The organism is Mycobacterium sp. KBS0706, assembly GCF_005938675.2.
GTDB lineage: Bacteria > Pseudomonadota > Alphaproteobacteria > DSM-16000 > Inquilinaceae > Inquilinus.
Window position 1 is genome coordinate 1 of record NZ_VCCH02000097.1, and the last position, 15,700, is coordinate 15,700.

10 protein-coding genes are annotated in these 15,700 nt (G+C 71.6%); 2 read left to right on the top strand and 8 right to left on the bottom strand.

What is annotated here, in order from left to right; all coding sequences use genetic code 11:
• From FFK22_RS33945 to FFK22_RS33970, 7 genes are all read right to left on the bottom strand, one after another.
• On the bottom strand, positions 1 to 1,448 hold a 1,448-nt coding region (locus FFK22_RS33945; RefSeq protein WP_306770212.1), incomplete at its 3' end, for a condensation domain-containing protein.
• Between the two features lie 5 nt (positions 1,449 to 1,453).
• On the bottom strand, positions 1,454 to 4,621 hold the full coding sequence (locus FFK22_RS33950) for an amino acid adenylation domain-containing protein (protein WP_138892235.1): 3,168 nt from the start codon (positions 4,619 to 4,621) through the stop codon (positions 1,454 to 1,456).
• Positions 4,618 to 9,132, bottom strand: coding sequence for a condensation domain-containing protein (locus FFK22_RS33955; protein WP_221939055.1), 4,515 nt, complete (start codon positions 9,130 to 9,132; stop codon positions 4,618 to 4,620). The genes FFK22_RS33950 and FFK22_RS33955 overlap by 4 nt, the downstream gene beginning before the upstream one ends.
• Positions 9,133 to 9,140: 8 nt before the next feature.
• On the bottom strand, positions 9,141 to 9,875 hold the full coding sequence (locus tag FFK22_RS44055; protein ID WP_221939056.1) for an ATP-binding cassette domain-containing protein: 735 nt from the start codon (positions 9,873 to 9,875) through the stop codon (positions 9,141 to 9,143).
• Positions 9,773 to 10,819, bottom strand: a complete 1,047-nt coding sequence (locus tag FFK22_RS44060) for an ABC transporter transmembrane domain-containing protein (RefSeq protein WP_221939057.1) — start codon at positions 10,817 to 10,819, stop codon at positions 9,773 to 9,775. Before FFK22_RS44060 ends, FFK22_RS44055 begins: the two co-directional genes overlap by 103 nt.
• Before the next feature lie 21 nt (positions 10,820 to 10,840).
• Entirely contained in the window at positions 10,841 to 11,821 is a 981-nt protein-coding gene (locus FFK22_RS33965) for a TauD/TfdA family dioxygenase (RefSeq protein ID WP_138892237.1), read from the bottom strand.
• Between the two features lie 50 nt (positions 11,822 to 11,871).
• A complete protein-coding gene (locus tag FFK22_RS33970; protein ID WP_138892238.1) occupies positions 11,872 to 12,117 on the bottom strand; it encodes an MbtH family protein in 246 nt (81 codons plus the stop codon).
• Positions 12,118 to 12,477: 360 nt separating this feature from the next.
• Between FFK22_RS33970 and FFK22_RS33975 the strand changes: the two genes are divergently transcribed.
• Together FFK22_RS33975 and FFK22_RS33980 are read left to right on the top strand one after the other, a co-directional pair.
• Complete coding sequence (locus FFK22_RS33975; RefSeq protein ID WP_138892239.1) at positions 12,478 to 13,548, top strand: GNAT family N-acetyltransferase; 1,071 nt, start codon at positions 12,478 to 12,480, stop codon at positions 13,546 to 13,548.
• Positions 13,545 to 14,888 carry a lysine N(6)-hydroxylase/L-ornithine N(5)-oxygenase family protein gene (locus FFK22_RS33980; RefSeq protein WP_138892240.1) on the top strand — a complete coding sequence of 448 codons (1,344 nt, stop codon included), beginning with the start codon at positions 13,545 to 13,547 and terminating at the stop codon, positions 14,886 to 14,888. Before FFK22_RS33975 ends, FFK22_RS33980 begins: the two co-directional genes overlap by 4 nt.
• Here the strand turns inward: FFK22_RS33980 and FFK22_RS33985 are convergent.
• Entirely contained in the window at positions 14,885 to 15,691 is an 807-nt protein-coding gene (locus FFK22_RS33985; RefSeq protein WP_138892241.1) for an NAD(P)H-dependent oxidoreductase, read from the bottom strand. The two genes, FFK22_RS33980 and FFK22_RS33985, sit on opposite strands and share 4 nt — an antisense overlap.
• Positions 15,692 to 15,700: the final 9 nt, after the last annotated feature.

Genomic DNA, 15,700 nt, shown 5'->3' on the forward strand with positions numbered 1-15,700 from the left:
TGCCGGTCCGCATCGGTCTGAAGGTCCAGCCGCGCCGGCGGCCGGTCGGGATGCGCCGCGGCCTGCTGCAGCAGCCTGAGGAAATTGTCGCGCCAGCGCTCCACCGTCGACCGGTCGAACAGGCCGGAATCGAACTCGACCCGGCAGTCGATGCCGGGCCCGTCCGCGGCCACGTCCAGCGACAGGTCGAACTGGGCGGTGCGGGTGTCGATATCGATCACCTCGGCCGTCACCCCATCCAGCGCCAGAGGCGCCGCATCGCGCGTGGTGCGGAAATTGAACAACGACTGGAACAGCGGCGTGTGCGACGCATCGCGGACGATGCCGAGCCCGTCCAGCAGCAGTTCGAACGGCACGTCGGCCTGGTCGAGCGCGGCCATCGCCTCGCCGCGCAGCCGGCGGCACAGCGCCCGGACGCTCAGGCGCGGATCGAGCCGGACACGATAGACCTGGGTGTTGACGAAGAAGCCGAGCAGGCCCTGGACCTCGGCCCGGCCGCGCGCGGCGTTGGGGACTCCGACGGCGAAATCCGACTGGCCGGAGAGGCGGCCGAGCAGCAACTGCCATGCCGCCAGCAGGACGACAAAGGGCGTGCAGCCCTCCTCCCGGCACAGGGCCTGGACCGACCGGACCAGGTCCGGCGGCAGCGCGAAATCGATGCGGCCGCCGGGGCGGTTGCCCCCGCCGTCACGCGGCCGGTCGGTCGGCAGCGCCAGCACCGGCACGTCGTCGCCGAGATACTCCTGCCACCGCGCCAGGGCCTGGCCGCGGCGCTCGCCGGCGAAGCGCTGGCGTTGCCAGGCAGCATAGTCGGCATAGTCGAGCGCCTGGGCGGGCAGCGGCCGTCCCCTGCGGGACGGATCGCGCAGCGCCTCGCCATAGGCCTGGGCGAGGTCGCGCACCAGAATTGCGGTCGACCAGGCGTCGACGACGATGTGGTGCATCACCAGCAGCAGCACCCATTCGCCATCGCCGTCCGGCGTCTCGCCGCGCCGGGCCAGGGCGACGCGCAGCAGCGGCGGCCGGGCAAGGTCGAAGGGCCGACGGATCCGCACCTGCAGCCAGGCGGACAGCGCCTGCTCCGTGCCCGGCGCGCCGGCCGCCGGCAGCACGGCATGCTCGATCGCGACATCGACCTCCGGCAGCACCACCTGCCGCGGCTCCCCGTCGCCGCCCTCGAAACGGGTGCGCAGCACGGCGTGGCGCTCGACCAGGCGGCGGAACGCGGCCTCCAGCGCCGGCACGTCCAGCCGCCCCCGCAGCCGCAGGGCGCGGACCGAGTTGTAGGCCGCCCCCTCCGGATCGTAGTGCTGCAGGAACCACAGGCGCTGCTGCTGGAAGGACAGCGGAGCCGAGGCCCCGCCGTCGCGCGGACGGATCGCATCCGTATCCGCGGCGGCGTCGTCCAGCAGCAGCGCGAGCAGCGCGTCGGCGTCGATATCGTTCATGATCTTCAGAGAGCCTTGGCCTGACGAGCCTTCTCCAGCAGCGCCGCCCGCTCGGCCTCGCTCATGCCGTCGAGGCTGAGGCGCAGCGCGGCGATCTGGTCGATCCGTCCGGGCGCCGCATGGCCGCGCAGCGCCTGGGCCAGGGCGGCGATGCTGGGATGGTCGAAGACGATGCCGGGCGGCACCTCGAGCTGGAACAGCTTGCGGATACGGGCGACCAGCTTGATCACCTGCAGCGAGTTGCCGCCGATGTCGAAGAAGTCGTCGGTGACGCCGATCGCCTCGGCCGGCCGCTCCAGCAGTTCCGCCGCCACCTGGCGCAGCAGGGTCTCGACCGCGTCGCGCGGCGCCACCTTGGCGCCGGCTTCGGCCAGCGCCGCCGGATCGGGCAGGCCGCGGCGGTCGATCTTGCCATTGGCCAGGCGCGGCATCCGGTCGAGCGCCACGATCTGCGCCGGCACCATCGGTCCCGGCAGGCGCACCGCTAGGGCATGGCGCAGCGCCGCGGAGTCGCCCGAGGCCAGGGTGACGAAGCCGACCAGCCGTGCCTCTCCGCCCTCCGGCCGATGCACCACGACCGCCGCCTGTTGGACGCCGTCGAGCGCCTGCAGCGCGGCCTCGACCTCGCCCGGCTCGACCCGGAAGCCGCGGATCTTGACCTGGTGGTCGGCCCGGCCGACGACCTGCAGGCGACCGTCCGGCAAGTGCCGGGCCAAGTCGCCGCTGCGGTAGAGCCGCCGGCCCTCGCGGAATGGGTGGTCGACGAAGGCGCCGGCCGGGTCGCCATGCAGATAGCCGCGGCAGAGCTGCGCCCCGCCGATATGAAGCTCGCCCACCGCGCCGGTCGGCGCCAGCCGACCCTCGGCGTCGAGCACGAGCACCTCGCTGCCGGCCAGGGGGCGGCTCAGCGGCAGCGCCTCGCCCGCCCAGGCCGGGGCCAAACAGTCGTGGGCATGCACCAACACGCCGACCGTGGTCTCGGTCGGGCCGTAGTGGTTGAACACCCGGCATTGCGGCGCCGCGGCGAGGATCCGCTCGACCAGCGCTCTCGGCGTGGCCTCGCCACCGAGGATCAGCGTGGCCGGCAGGGCCGGCTCCGGCGCGTCGAGCAGCGCCGCCAGATGCGACGGCACCAGCTTGGCGCAGTCGATCTCGTGCCGCCGCAGGAAGCCGGCGAAGGCGGCGCCGTCGGCCATCTCCGCCTCGTCCGCCACCGCCAGGCAGGCGCCGAGGCGCAGCGCGCCGAACAGCGCGGTGTTGCCGAGATCGGCGGCGACGGTCGAGGTCAGGGCGAAGCGCCGGCAGCCGGCGAGGCCGAGCGCCGCGCTGGCCGCCTCGACATAGGTGCGGAGCTGGCCGTGCTCGATCACCACGCCCTTTGGCGTGCCGGTCGAGCCGGAGGTGAACAGGACATAGGCGGCGCTGTCGTCCTCGCCGAGGTCGGGCAGCGCCGCCGAGGCGGGCTCCGCCATCGCCGCAGCCAGCGGGTGGACAGGAATCGTGCCGGAGACGACCGGGTCGACCGCGTCGGTCAGCACCAGCACCGGCCGGGCTTGGTCGAGCAGCAGCTGCCGCCGCGCCTGCGGCCATTGCGGGTCGAGCGGCAGATAGGCGCCGCCGGCGCGCCAAACGGCAAGCAGGGCGACGACCATGTCCGGAGAGCGCGCCATGTCGAGTGCGACCACGGACTCACGGCCGACGCCATGGGCGACGAGCCAGGACGCCAACCCGTTGATACGTGCGTTTAAACCGGCGTAGTCGAGGTTGACGCCGTTCCCGGCCAGGGCCGGCGCCGTCGGGGTCTCGCGGCCCCAGCGGGCGATCATCGCCGGCAGCGACGGGCCGGGCGCCGGGGCCTGCGCCGTGGCGTCGAAGGCCAGGAGCCGCGCCCGCTCCGCCGCGCCCACCGGCGACAGGGTGCCGAGCGGCGTCTCAAGCTGGTCCGGCAGCTCGGTGAGCAGGGTCACGACCTGCTCCAGCAGCGTTGCTATCGCCGCGTCGTCATAGCGGCCGCCGTCCCAATGGAGGGCGACGGCGCGGAGGCTGCCGTCCTCGGCCAGATGGGCTTGCAGCGCCAGCTCGAAGGGCTGCAACCCGTCCGCCGAGACCAGGCGCCAAGCACCGTCAGCGGCCCCATGGCTCGCGATGCAAAAGCCGGCGACGAGATGGTCGTTGCGGCCGGGGGGCTCGACCGCCCAATGCTCCTGCCACCCGCGATGGCTGTCGAGCACCGGAGCCAGGCGATCCAGGAAGGCAGAGAAGGATTCGGCCGGGTCGGCCGCCATCCGCAGCGGCAGCACCTTGTCGAACGGGCCGACGGTCTCGGCGAAGGCGTCGTAGTCGCGGCGGCAATCATGCTGCCAGCCGGCCACCAGCTCGGCCCGTCCGGAGATGCGGGCCAGCAGCGCCCACCACGCCGCCTGCAGCACGGCATCGAGCCCGATGCCGCGCCCGGCGGCGAAATCCGCCAGCCGCCGGGCAATGGCGGCGTCGATCGCGGCCTCGCGACGGGCCGGGACGGCAGGGTCGGCCTCGCGATGGCGATAGGGCAGGTGCAGGACCGGCGGCACCGAGGGGCCGAGATGGTCCTGCCAGTAGCGGCGGCCCTCGGCGGCATCCTCGTCGGCCGCCATCTCGGCGCGCCACTCAACATACTGCGCATAGGCGACGCCATCCTCATTGGCCGGGACGGCGGCACCCGCGTACTCGTCGCGCAGCGCTCGATGGATCAGCTCGAGCGCGCCGCGATCGGCCACCAGCGGCGAGGCCAGCAGCACCAGCTGCCATTCCGCATCACCCAGGCGATACAGTACAGCTCGCAAGGTCCGGCCGGAGCCGAGATCGAAGCCGTCCTCCGCCGCCAGGTCCCGCGCCATGGCCTCCGCTGCATCCGCCCGGCCGCGCAGGTCGAGCACCGACCATGCCGGTTCCGCCGGCGCCTCCAGCGGCCGGGCGCGCAGGCCGCGGAAGCCGGGCACCACGACGAAGGCGGTGCGCAGGATCTCGTGCCGGCCGGCGACCCGCAGCAGGGCGGTGCGCAGCCGCGCCTCGTCGAGGTCGCCGGAGATGGCGACGATCAGGATCGCGGCGGCCTCAGGATGCTCCGCGGCGACGCGCTGCTCGGGGCCGAGCGGCCAGGTCTCCGTCCCGGCGGAGAGGGCGAGATCGGTCATCGCGCGCCCTCCAGGCTGCTGCGGTCGACCATGTCGCCCATCGCCACGACGATGCGGCGCGGCCCCTCATACGGGTCGCGGGCATGGGCGGCGAGCATGTTGTCGAGCATCACCACATCGCCGCGGCGCCAGTCGAAGCGCACGGCGCAGGCCTCGTACAGCGTGCCGATCAGGTCCATGACCTCGTCCTCGATCGGCGAGCCGTCGCCGTAGAACACCTGCCGCGGCATCCGCTCCGGGCCGACCATGGCCAGCAGGTCCTCGCGTACATCGGCGTCAAGGCAGCGGGTGTGGTGCAGCTGGACCTGGTTGAAGAAGGAGCGCTCGCCCGTCAGCGGGTGGGTGATCACCGCCGGGCAGCGGGTGCGGGTCTGCAGCTCGTCCTGGCCGCTCCAGGCGAAGTCGACCCCGGCGGCGCGGCAGCGGGCCTCGACCTCCTCACGGCTGTCGGTCTTGAAGAAGTCGCGCCAGTCGACGTCGAGATTCTCGGTGAAGGTGCGGACATAGGTCAGGCCCAGGCCGGCGAAGCGCTCCGCCAGCTCCGCCGGCAGGCGCCGGAGCATCTCGCGGCAATCGACGATCGGGGTGGCGCCGCCGACCGGCGACGGCTGCTCGCAGAAGAACCACTGCTTGCGCGGCCAGCGCGGCAGGTGCGAGCTCTCATTGTGGTAGAGGATCATCTTCCGCTCCGGATAGGGCGTGGAGCGGTAGGTGTTGCGGCCGCCTTCCTTCTTCGGCAGGTCGCCATAGGAGCCGTAGAGGCCGGGCTGCAGCGCCTCGGCGAAGGCCTCGAACTCCTGCGGCGTGGTCAGGCCGAAGCCGCGGAACAGCAGGCCGGCATGGCGCCGCAGCCAGGCCTCGACCTGGTCGCGATGGGCGGCGGCCCAGGCCACGGCGTCGAGATCGGCGCTGGCCGGCTCGACCACCAGCGGGAAGACCGCGCCCGGGGTCAGCGACGAGGTCCGCATCAGCTCGCGCGCCGGCGCCGCGGCGGCCGCCGGCCGGGCCGAAGGCGAGGCGAACTTCTTCAGCTTGTCCAGCTTGGCGCCCATGCGGGCGGTGGTTGCGGACGGCGACGCGGACGACGACATCGCGGGTTCCTCCAGTGAGAGAAGGGTGAAGCCGCTCAGCGAGCGGTCCGGGGTTTCGGCGATCTGCTCCAGGAGAGCGGTCCAGGCGGCCACCAGACGCCCGACACGCGGCCGGGCGAACAGGTCGGTGGCGAAGACCCACTCGCCTTCCAGCCCCTGCGCGGCGCGGGGGCCGAGCGGGTCGAGGAACAGCGCCATGTCGAACTTGGAACCATGCGCCTGAGCGGGCCGCAGCTCCGCCGTCAGGCCGTCGACGCCGAAGCGGCCGCGCGGCGCGCTCTGCAGCACGAACAGCACCTGCACCAACGGGTTGCGGGCGCGGTCGCGCGGCGTGCCGGCGGCCTCGACGATCTGGTCGAAGGGCAGCAGCGGCTGCTCGAAGGCCTGCAGCGCATCCTCACGCACCCGGTCCAGAAGCTCGGCGAAGGGCAGTGTTGCGGCGGGCCGGGCGCGCAGCGGCAGGACGTTGACGAAGAAGCCGACCAGCCGGTCGAGCTCGCGCCGCGGCCGGCCGGCGACATCGGTGCCGATGACGAAGTCGGTGGCGCCGGTCGCCCGGTGCAGCAGGGTTTCGAACGCCGCCAGCAGCACCATGAACAGCGTGCCGCCGCGGGCATGGCCCAGCGCCTCGAGCCGCGCCACCAGCGGGCCCGGCAGGCTGAAGCGGACGCTGTCCCCGGCCTGGGAGGCCACGGCCGGGCGCGGATGATCGGCTGGCAGCTCCAGCCGGTGCGGCACGCCGGCCAGGCGGTCTCGCCAGAACGACTTCTGCTGGTCCAACCCCTCGCCCCGCAGCAGCCGGCGCTGCCACAGCGCGTAATCGAGATACTGCACCGGCAGCGACGCCAGCTCGGCCGGGCCGTGCTCCAGCGCCGCTTGGTAAAGCGCCCCCAGATCGTCGATCAGCACGCCGATCGACCAGCCATCGGCGACGATGTGGTGCAGGCCCAGCAGCAGGCTGTGCTCCGTCGGCCCGAGCCGCAGCAGGGTGGCGCGCAGCAGCGGCGCCGCCGCCAGGTCGAAAGGCCGCCGCGCCTCCTCCGCCTCGATCTCCGCCAGCCGCGCCTCGCGCCGAGCCGGGTCGAGCGTGGAGAGATCGATTTCCGGCAGCGCCAGGGCGGCCTTGGCATCGACCCGGGCCACCGGCACGCCGTCGGCATCCTCCGGATAGGCGGTGCGCAGGATCTCGTGCCGCACCAGCAGGCCGTGGAGTGCGCGTTCCAGCGCCGGCCGCGACAGCGGGCCGGTCAGGCGCAGCTGGCCGGTGAGGTTGTAGGCGCTGCGGGCCGCCTCCTCCGCCAGACGCTCGGCCAGCCACAGGCGCTGCTGCGCCAGGGACAGCGGCATCTCCGGCTGCCGCGGCTCGGCCGTGACCGGCGGCAGGCCGGCCTCCGGCGCCTGGTGCGGCGCCGCGTCCAACCGGGCGGCGAGCGCGGCCAGGCTGTGCGGCGCGAAGATCTCGCGCAGCGGCAGCTCGACGCCGAATTCGGCTCGGATCCGGTCGATCGCCTGCATCGCCAGCAGCGAATGGCCGCCGAGAGCCAGGAACTGGTCGCCACGGCCGATCGGACCGCAGTCCAGCAGCTCGGTCCAGATCGCGGCCAGGCGCTGTTCGGTGCCGTCCCGCGGCGGCTCCCGGTCCTGCGCCCCGTCGCAGGCCGATGGGCGGCGGTAGAGATGCCAGGCCTGCAGCTCGCCCGAGGCCAGCCGCTCGCGGCAGGCGGAGCGCTGCAGCTTGCCACTGGTGGTCTTGGGCAGCGTGCCGGGGTCGAGCAGCGCGACCAGCGCCGCCGGCTCCTGCTGCTCGTCGGCGACGACGCGGTCGATCGCCTCGACAAGCACCTCCGGCACCGTCTTGCCCTGCGTGGTGCGGCTGATCTCGACCGCGACGCCAATGCTCTCGCGGCCGTCATACTCGATTGCGAAGGCCGAGACCCGGCCCTTGCGGACCCCGGCCACACCGGCCTCGACTGCCTTCTCGATGTCCTGCGGGTAGCGGTTCTGGCCGCGGATGATGATCACGTCCTTGCGCCGGCCGGTGATGAACAGCTCGCCCTCATGCAGGAAGGCGAGGTCGCCGCTGCGCAGCCAGACGCCGTCGTCATGGTCCAGGAAGGCTTCGCGCGTCGCCGTTTCGTTGCGCCAGTAACCGCGGGTGATGCTGCCGCCGGTCACCCAGACCTCGCCGACCGTGCCCTCGCCGAGCGGCTCCAGCGTCCCGGGATCGACGATGCGCAGCTGCTCCGGCCGGATCGGCCGGCCGCTGCTGACAAGCTCGACTCCCGCGCCACTCGGCACCACCCGGTGCGCCGCCAGCGCCTTCGGGTCGACGCGCAGCGTGACATAGGCGTGCGGCCGCGGGCTGCAGGACATGGTCAGCGTGGCCTCGGCCAGGCCGTAGGCCGGAGCCAGCGTCTCGCGGCGGAAGCCGGCCGGCGCGAAACGGGCGGCGAAATCGGCCAGCGTGTCGGCCCGCACCGGCTCCGACCCGGAGAAGGCGAACTGCCAGGAGCGCAGATCGAGCCCGGCCAGGGTCTTGTCGCTGACCCGCTCGCAGCACAGGCGGTAGGCGAAATCCGGGCCGCCGCTGAGCGTGCCGCCGAAGCGCTGCATCGCCTCCAGCCAGCGCGCCGGCCGGGCCAGGAAGTGCTGCGGCGCCATCAGCACCAGCGGGACGCCGGCGAAGAAGGGCAGGATCATCCCGGCGATCAGCCCCATGTCGTGATAGAGCGGCAGCCAGGAGACCAGCACGTCGTCGGCGGTGACGCCGCAGCCATGCACCATCATCCGCTGGTTGTCGATCAGGTTGGCGTGGGTGACCTCGATGCCCTTCGGGTTCGCGGTCGAGCCCGAGGTGTATTGCAGGAAGGCGATGTCCTCGCCCGTCGCCGGATGCGGCCGCCAGGTCTCGGCCAGGATCGGGGACAGGGTATCGACGGAGATCACGTCGACGCCATCCTGGCCGCCGCGGAGGGCTTCGACCGACGCGCGGTGCGATCGGTCGGTCAACAGGTGGCGGGCGCCGGCATCCTCGACCATGCCCTGCAGCCGTTCGACATGGTGGCGGCTCATGCCCTCCGGCGGATAGGCCGGCACGGCGATCACCCCGGCATAGAGGCAGCCGAAGAAGGCGGCGACATAGTCTGGTCCGCTGTCCAGCAGGATCAGCGCCCGGTCTCCCGGCGCCGCGACGGACTGCAGATGGGCCGCGATCGCCCGCGCCCGCAGGTCCAGCGCGCGGTAGTCGAGGGTGTCGCCGACCGTCTCGCCATCGGTCAGGAAGCGCAGCGCCGGCCCGCCGTCATCGGCCGCGGCGCGGCGGCGCAGCAGCTCGACCAGCGTCTCGGCGTCGGCGTAGTCCAGCGCCAGCGGGGCGGCGGCGTCGCGGCGCGGGCGGAGATCGAAGGCAGCGTCGCTCACGGCGAACCTCATGACACCGGCGAGAGGGAAAGATCGTGGCCGTTGGCGGCTCGGACCGGCGCCGGCCCGGCGGCCGCGGGGCCGACGCGCTCGACCACCTGACCGCGATCGAGCTTGACCAGCTGGTCGGCCAGCGGGAACCAGCGGTCGTCATGGGTGATGACCAGCACGGTCTTCCGCCGCGCCTTCAGCTCGGCCAGGATCTCGCGGTAGAACACGTCCTTGAACTGCGGGTCCTGGTCGGCCGCCCATTCGTCGAACACCATCACCGGCCGGTCCTCGAGGCAGGCCGCCACCAGCGCCAGGCGCTTGCGCTGGCCCTGCGACAGGTCGCGGGTCGAGAAGGCACCACCCGCGACCGCGACCTTGTGGTCGAGATGGAGCTGCCGCAGCCAGGTGTTGGCGCGGTCGTCGAGCGACCCCTCCGCCGCCTCCAGCAGCGTCTCGAACAGGTGGAAGTCGGAGAACACGGCCGAGAACAGCTGCCGGTGCGCCTCGCCGCCCGGCACGGCCAGGGCCTGGCCGTCGACGCGGATGGTGCCGGCCTCGGGCACGTAGAGGCCGGTGACCAGCTTCGCCAGCGTGGTCTTGCCGCTGCCGTTGCCGCCGACCAGGAAGGTGATCTCGCCAGGCCGCAGCGTCAGGTCGATCGGCCCGAGGGTGAAGACCTCGTCCTCGCGCTCGTCGTAATAGCCGTGGGTGACGCCCTCCAGCGCCAGGGTGACCTCCGCACCGGCCGGCATCGGTGCCTGGTCGCCCTTGGCAGCCCCCAGCTGGCCCAGCGTGTCGCCGATGCGGCCCAGCGCCACCGGGCCATGCCGATATGCGGGATGTTGGCCAGCAGCCCTTCCAGCGGGCCCATGATGTAGAGGAAGGCGATGACATAGCCGGTGACGACACCGGCATCCCCCGGCGCGATCCAGATCCGGGCGAACAGCGCCGTGCCGATCGTCGCCATGAACAGCAGCCGGCCCCAGCCATCGGCGAAGGCCAGCAGCGACAGGCCGCGGATCCGGCTCTTGGCGACCGCGTCGATCGCCTCCGCCAGCACCATGTCAAGGAAGCGGCGCGCCTTGCCGGCGTTCAGCTTCAGCTCCTTGGCGCCGCCGTTCAGGGCCTCGAACTGGCCGAACAGCCGGTCCTGGCCGCGGCCCGCCTCGCGGAAATGCCCGAGCACGCGGCGGTAGCTGAGCTGATGGCCGATCGAGCCGAGCACCATCACCCCGGCCGCGAGCAGCAGGAAGGTCCAGGACAGGGTGGCGAGATAGGCCAGGACGCCGAGGATGACGACCCCGTTGGTCACCAGGATCGGCAGGCCCATGCAGAAGGTGGCAATGGCGGAGGCGTCATCGGTCAGCAGCGACTGGATCCGCGCCCGGCCGACCACCTCCAGCCGCCGGTAGGGCGCCGCCACCACCGCCTCGGCGATGTGCTGCCGCAGCCCGCCGAGCGCGCGCTGCCCGAGCCGGGCGAACAGGGCGCGCGAGGCGACCTGCGCCACCATCACCAGCAGGGCGGCGGCGATGAAGGGCAGCAGCCATTGCGGCAGCGCCTCGGCCGGCGCGTGCAGGGCGCGGTTGATCAGCAGCACCAGGATGGCGCCGCCCACCCCGCAGGCCAGGCTAGCCAGGATGGCGGCCGCGAACAGGACCCGCGACCCGCGGATCAGCATTCCGAGAAGCGACACGGCTTTCTCCGGCTCGGAGCGTCAGTGCAGACCGTGCGCTTCGGCCATGGCGACGATGACCTTGCGCGGTCCCTTGAACGGCGCCCGCGCATGGGCGGTGAGCATGTTGTCGAGCATCAGCACGTCGCCCGCCTGCCAGGGGAAACTGATCTTGTTCGCCTCCAGCACCTCGCGGACGGTGGCCAGCACCTCGTCCTCGATCGGCGAGCCGTCGCCGTAATAGACGTTGCGCGGCAGGTCCGGCTCGTCGACCAGCTCCATCAGGGTCGACCGCACCTCGGGCTCCAGGTTCGAGACATGGAACAGATGGGCCTGGTTGAACCAGAGCATCTCGCCGGTCGCCGGATGGGCGATCGTGCCCTGGCAGAGCTGGCGGGTGCGCAGCTCGCCATCCGGCTTCCATTCGCAGTCGATGTTGTGGCCGCGGCAATAGGCTTCGACCTCGCCGCGATCCTCGGTGCCGAACACCTGCTGCCAGGAGACGTCGAGGCCGTTGCCGGTGTTGCGCACATACATCAGCCCCATCTCGGCGAAGCGGTCGCGCAGGGCCGGCGGCATGGCGCGGTAGACGGCGCGGCTGTCGGCGATCGGCGTCTCGCCCCCCTCCGGCGCCGCCTGCTGGCAGTAGAACCAGATCTTCATCGGCCAGTCCCGGGTGTAGGCCTGCTCGTTGTGCAGCGGGATGTGTTGGTGCGGCGGGTACTCGGTCGAAGTGTAGACGCCTTGCGTCACCTTGCTGCGCGGGGTCGACCCGAACTCGTAGGTCAGCAGCGGGTGGCCGAAGCCGGCAGCGAAGCCGCGGAAGGCGTCGGCGCCGTCCAGCGCGAAGCCGCGGAACAGTAGCCCGCCCTCGACGCTCAGATGGCGCTCGACGAGCGGACGGATCTCCGGCAGGGCCTCGATCAGCGACAGCGTCCCTGCGGCGGGCTCGACCAGCAGCGGCAGAGGGCCCTCGTCGCGCAGAGGGCGGATCGTCAGCGTGGCGGTGGTCACGGCATCCATGGCGTGGGCACTCAACTCGAAGCATGGCGGACGGGCCGCCGTTCATCCGATCACCGGGCGGCGGTGTCGGCCTGGGGCAGGTCCGTCTTAGCGGCGCCGTCCATGTGGCGGCGCAGCGACAGCGGCCGCATGTCGGTCCAGACCTCGGCGATATAGGCCAGGCACTCGGCTTTCGGGCCGGTCTTGCCGACGGCGGTCCAGCCCTCGGGGATCTCCTTATAGTCGGGCCAGATCGAGTATTGCTCCTCGTGATTGACCACGACGTGAAACACGGTGTCGTCCCGATCGAAGGCCATCAGGCACTCCTCGCCGATATCGTATGCAGAGGTGGAGAAAATTTTACGAATTACGCAGACACAACCATGCGACGCCCTGCCGAATTGTGACGGCCTGACATCTTGTTCTGGTCTTCAGCGCTTTCCGTTGGCTTGAAGAGAAAAACCGGGGGGCCGACAACGTGCCTGGACTTCCCGTTTCCTTCTGGCTATGAATGATAATGAGTTGCAGTTGCATTGCAAGTCAAGCCCGTTTTCGCCCTTCCCCGCCCCTCGTCCGGGAAGCGGCGACCAGACCAGACGAGACGAATCCGCCGCTTGCCGGCGGCCGCTGGCATGCCGGAACCGGCAGAGTCCCTGCGGTCGCGGAAGGAGAAGACGATGGACGCCATACCCATTCCGCAGCCCGGCACGACCTTCCTGTCCTACGCTGCCTCCCAGGCCCCGGTGACGACGTCGCGCCAGGGCGATTCTCTGACGGCGCGGCAGGCCGGCGCCGCGCCGCTGACGCTGCGCCTGGCCGAAGGGCTCCTGGCGATGACCGGCGCGGCCGGGTCGGGTGACGCCGCCCTGCGCGGCCTGAACGCCGCCATCGAGGCCGCGTTCGGCTGGCATCCCGAGCTGGAACGGCTGGCGCTGGACCTCGGCGACGGCGCCGGCGCGCTGGCCGATGCGCTGCGCCGGCGCGGCATCGCTGTCGAGACCGCCGCTGCCCCGCTGACGGTGCTGCCGGAGCTGTTCATGCAGCAGGCCGAGCTCTGGCATGGCCGGCCCGACCTGCCCGCCTTCCCGCAGCGCCAGGTGATGACCGACGGCAAGCGCCACCCGCAGCGGCCGCCGAAGCCGCAGGGCACGGTCTATGCCCGCTGGATCCCGTGGCTGGAGCAGACCATCGCCTTCCGCGCCGCCACGGTGGAGGACGATCTCGGCCATCTGCACAAATGGATGAACGATCCGCGGGTGGCAGCCTTCTGGAACGAGGATGGCGACCTGGAGAAGCATCGCCGCTATTTGTCCGGGCTGATCGCCGACCCGCATATGGTGCCGCTGATTGCGACCTTCGACGGCGTGCCCTTCGCCTATTTCGAGATCTACTGGGCCCGCGAGAACCGGCTGGCGCCGTTCTACGACGTCCAGGACTACGACCGCGGCTGGCATGTCGTGGTCGGCGAGGACGCCTATCGCGGCCGCAGCTTCATCAGCGCCTGGCTGCCCTCGCTGACGCATTTCATGCTGCTCGACGACTGCCGCACCCAGCGCATCGTCGGCGAGCCGGCGGCCGCCCATCACCAGCAGATCCGCAACCTCGAGACCTCCGGCTTCGTCCGGATCAAGACCTTCGACTTCCCGCACAAGCGGGCGGCGCTGGTGATGCTGCTGCGCGAGCGCTTCTTCTTCGACCGGCTGTGGCTGCCGGCCGCCTCCACCAAGCAGGCGGTGCCGCAGGCATGAGCCAGGATTCGATCCACGACGTCGTCGGCGTCGGCTTCGGCCCCTCGAACCTGGCCCTGGCCATCGCGCTGGACGAGGCGCTGCGCCAGCGTGGCGCGGCGCTGAGCCACCACTTCGTCGAGAAGCAGCCCGGCTTCACCTGGCATGGCGGCATGCTGCTGCCTGACAGCGACATGCAGATCTCCTTCCTCAAGGACCTGGTGTCGCTGCGCGACCCGACCAGCCCGTTGACCTTCGTCAACTACCTGCACCAGAAGGGCCGGCTGGAGGCCTTCATCAACCGCAAGACCTTCTTCCCCAGCCGGGTCGAGTTCAACGACTATCTCGGCTGGGTCGCGGCCCGCTTCGCCGAGCATTGCAGCTATGGCGAGGAGGTGACGGCGGTCGAGCCGGAGACGGCGCAGGGCGTGGTCACCGGGCTGCGGGTGCGGTCGCGCACCTCGTCGGGCGGCGAGACCGTGCGCCGGACGCACAACCTGGTGGTCGCCACCGGCGGCAGCCCCCGTGTCCCGGCCGCTTTCGCCAGGCTCCGCGGCGAATCGCGGGTGGTCCACTCCTCGGGCTATCTCGACCGCATCCACGGGCTGGGCCTGGCGCGCCGCCCCTCCGCCCGGGTGGCCGTGATCGGCGGCGGCCAGAGCGCGGCGGAGATCACGCTCGACCTGCATGGCCGCTTCCCGCAGCTCGGCATCGACCTGATCTACCGCGGCCACGCGCTGAAGCCGGCCGACGACACCCCCTTCGTCAACGAGATCTTCAATCCGGGCTTCACCGACTACGTCTTCGGCCAGGGCGAGGCGCAGCGCGACGCGATCATCCGCGAGTTCCGCAACACCAACTACGCGGTGGTCGACGCCGACCTGATCGAGCGGATCTACGGCGTGCTGTACCAGCAGAAGGTGCAGGGGCCGCCGCGGCTGGCCTTGTGCGGACGCTGCGAGGTGACCGAGGCCGAGGCGGCACCGGAGACGGTCGAGCTGATGGTGCGCGACGGCTTCGCCGGCACCGCGGCACGGCGCGGCTACGACGCCGTGGTGCTGGCGACCGGCTACGAGCGCGACGGCGGGCGCCGCCTCCTCTCGGCGCTCGCCCCCTGGATCGAGGATTTCGCGGTCGACCGCGACTATCGGCTGCGCACCCGGCCCGAGTTCCGGCCGCAGATCCATCTGCAGGGCCAGTCCGAGACCTCGCACGGGCTCAGCGACACGCTGCTGTCGGTGCTGGCGGTGCGGTCGCAGGAGATCGCGGAATCGCTGCTGGCGGCGAAGCGCCGGCGCGGCGTGCCGCCCGACCTGCATGCCCCCGCACCGTTGCGCCGCCTCGCCGTCAACGACGACTAGGCCGCCCTGGCCGCCGTCTCCGCGTCGTCCAGGTGGAGCGCGAAGCCGGCCGCCCCCGGATCGCCCAGGCCGGGACGGAGTTGCATGCTCGGGATCAGATAGTCACCGCCGTTCTGCCGCCGGTACGGGATCGGCGGGATGGTCGCAAGCGTCCGCATCCGCTCGCGCAGGCTCTCGGCGACGGTTTCGAAGCCTGCCTCGGCGAGACGATCAACCCGGTAGGCCACGAACGGCGGCAGCACGTCGTAGCCGGGGTAATAGAGAATGCCGTGGTTGATCGGGAACAGCAGGTCGTCGATCGGTCCGTTGACTCCGCGGGTGGCGTAGTGCTCCTCCCAGCCGCCGGCGGTGACGATCAGCATCGCGCGCTTGCCCGCCAAGGCCCCCTCGCCGTAGCGGTCGCCCCACCGCCTGTCGCTGTGCTCGCCGACGCCATAGGCGAAGCCGTAGGCGAACACCCGGTCGACCCAGCCCTTGAGGATGGCCGGCATGCTGAACCACCAGAGCGGGAACTGCAGGATCAGGGCATCGGCCCACAGCAGTTTCTCGATCTCGGCCTTGACATCCTCGGTCAGCGCATCGGCCTCGAAGGCCTTCTTGGAGGCTGCGACCGGTATGAGCCGCTCATCAGGCGTCATCGACGGGAAGTCGGCGCGGTCGACCTCGGACTTCCAGCCATCGGCGTAGAGGTCCGACACCCGCACCTCGTGGCCCTGGGCCTCGAGCTCGCGGATGGCGACGTCGCACAGCGCGCCGTTGAGCGAGCGCGGCTCGGGATGGGCGAAGACAAGCAGAACCTTCATGATCAGCGA

What these genes read in the sequence shown, in the direction of transcription:
- FFK22_RS33985 (WP_138892241.1), bottom strand. Translation starts at nt 15,691, where the DNA reads ATGAAGGTTCTGCTTGTCTTCGCCCATCCCGAGCCGCGCTCGCTCAAC.
- FFK22_RS33980 (WP_138892240.1), top strand. Translation starts at nt 13,545, where the DNA reads ATGAGCCAGGATTCGATCCACGACGTCGTCGGCGTCGGCTTCGGCCCC.
- FFK22_RS44055 (WP_221939056.1), bottom strand. Translation starts at nt 9,875, where the DNA reads ATGCCGGCCGGTGCGGAGGTCACCCTGGCGCTGGAGGGCGTCACCCAC.
- FFK22_RS33950 (WP_138892235.1), bottom strand. Translation starts at nt 4,621, where the DNA reads ATGACCGATCTCGCCCTCTCCGCCGGGACGGAGACCTGGCCGCTCGGC.
- FFK22_RS33965 (WP_138892237.1), bottom strand. Translation starts at nt 11,821, where the DNA reads ATGGATGCCGTGACCACCGCCACGCTGACGATCCGCCCTCTGCGCGAC.
- FFK22_RS33970 (WP_138892238.1), bottom strand. Translation starts at nt 12,117, where the DNA reads ATGGCCTTCGATCGGGACGACACCGTGTTTCACGTCGTGGTCAATCAC.
- FFK22_RS33975 (WP_138892239.1), top strand. Translation starts at nt 12,478, where the DNA reads ATGGACGCCATACCCATTCCGCAGCCCGGCACGACCTTCCTGTCCTAC.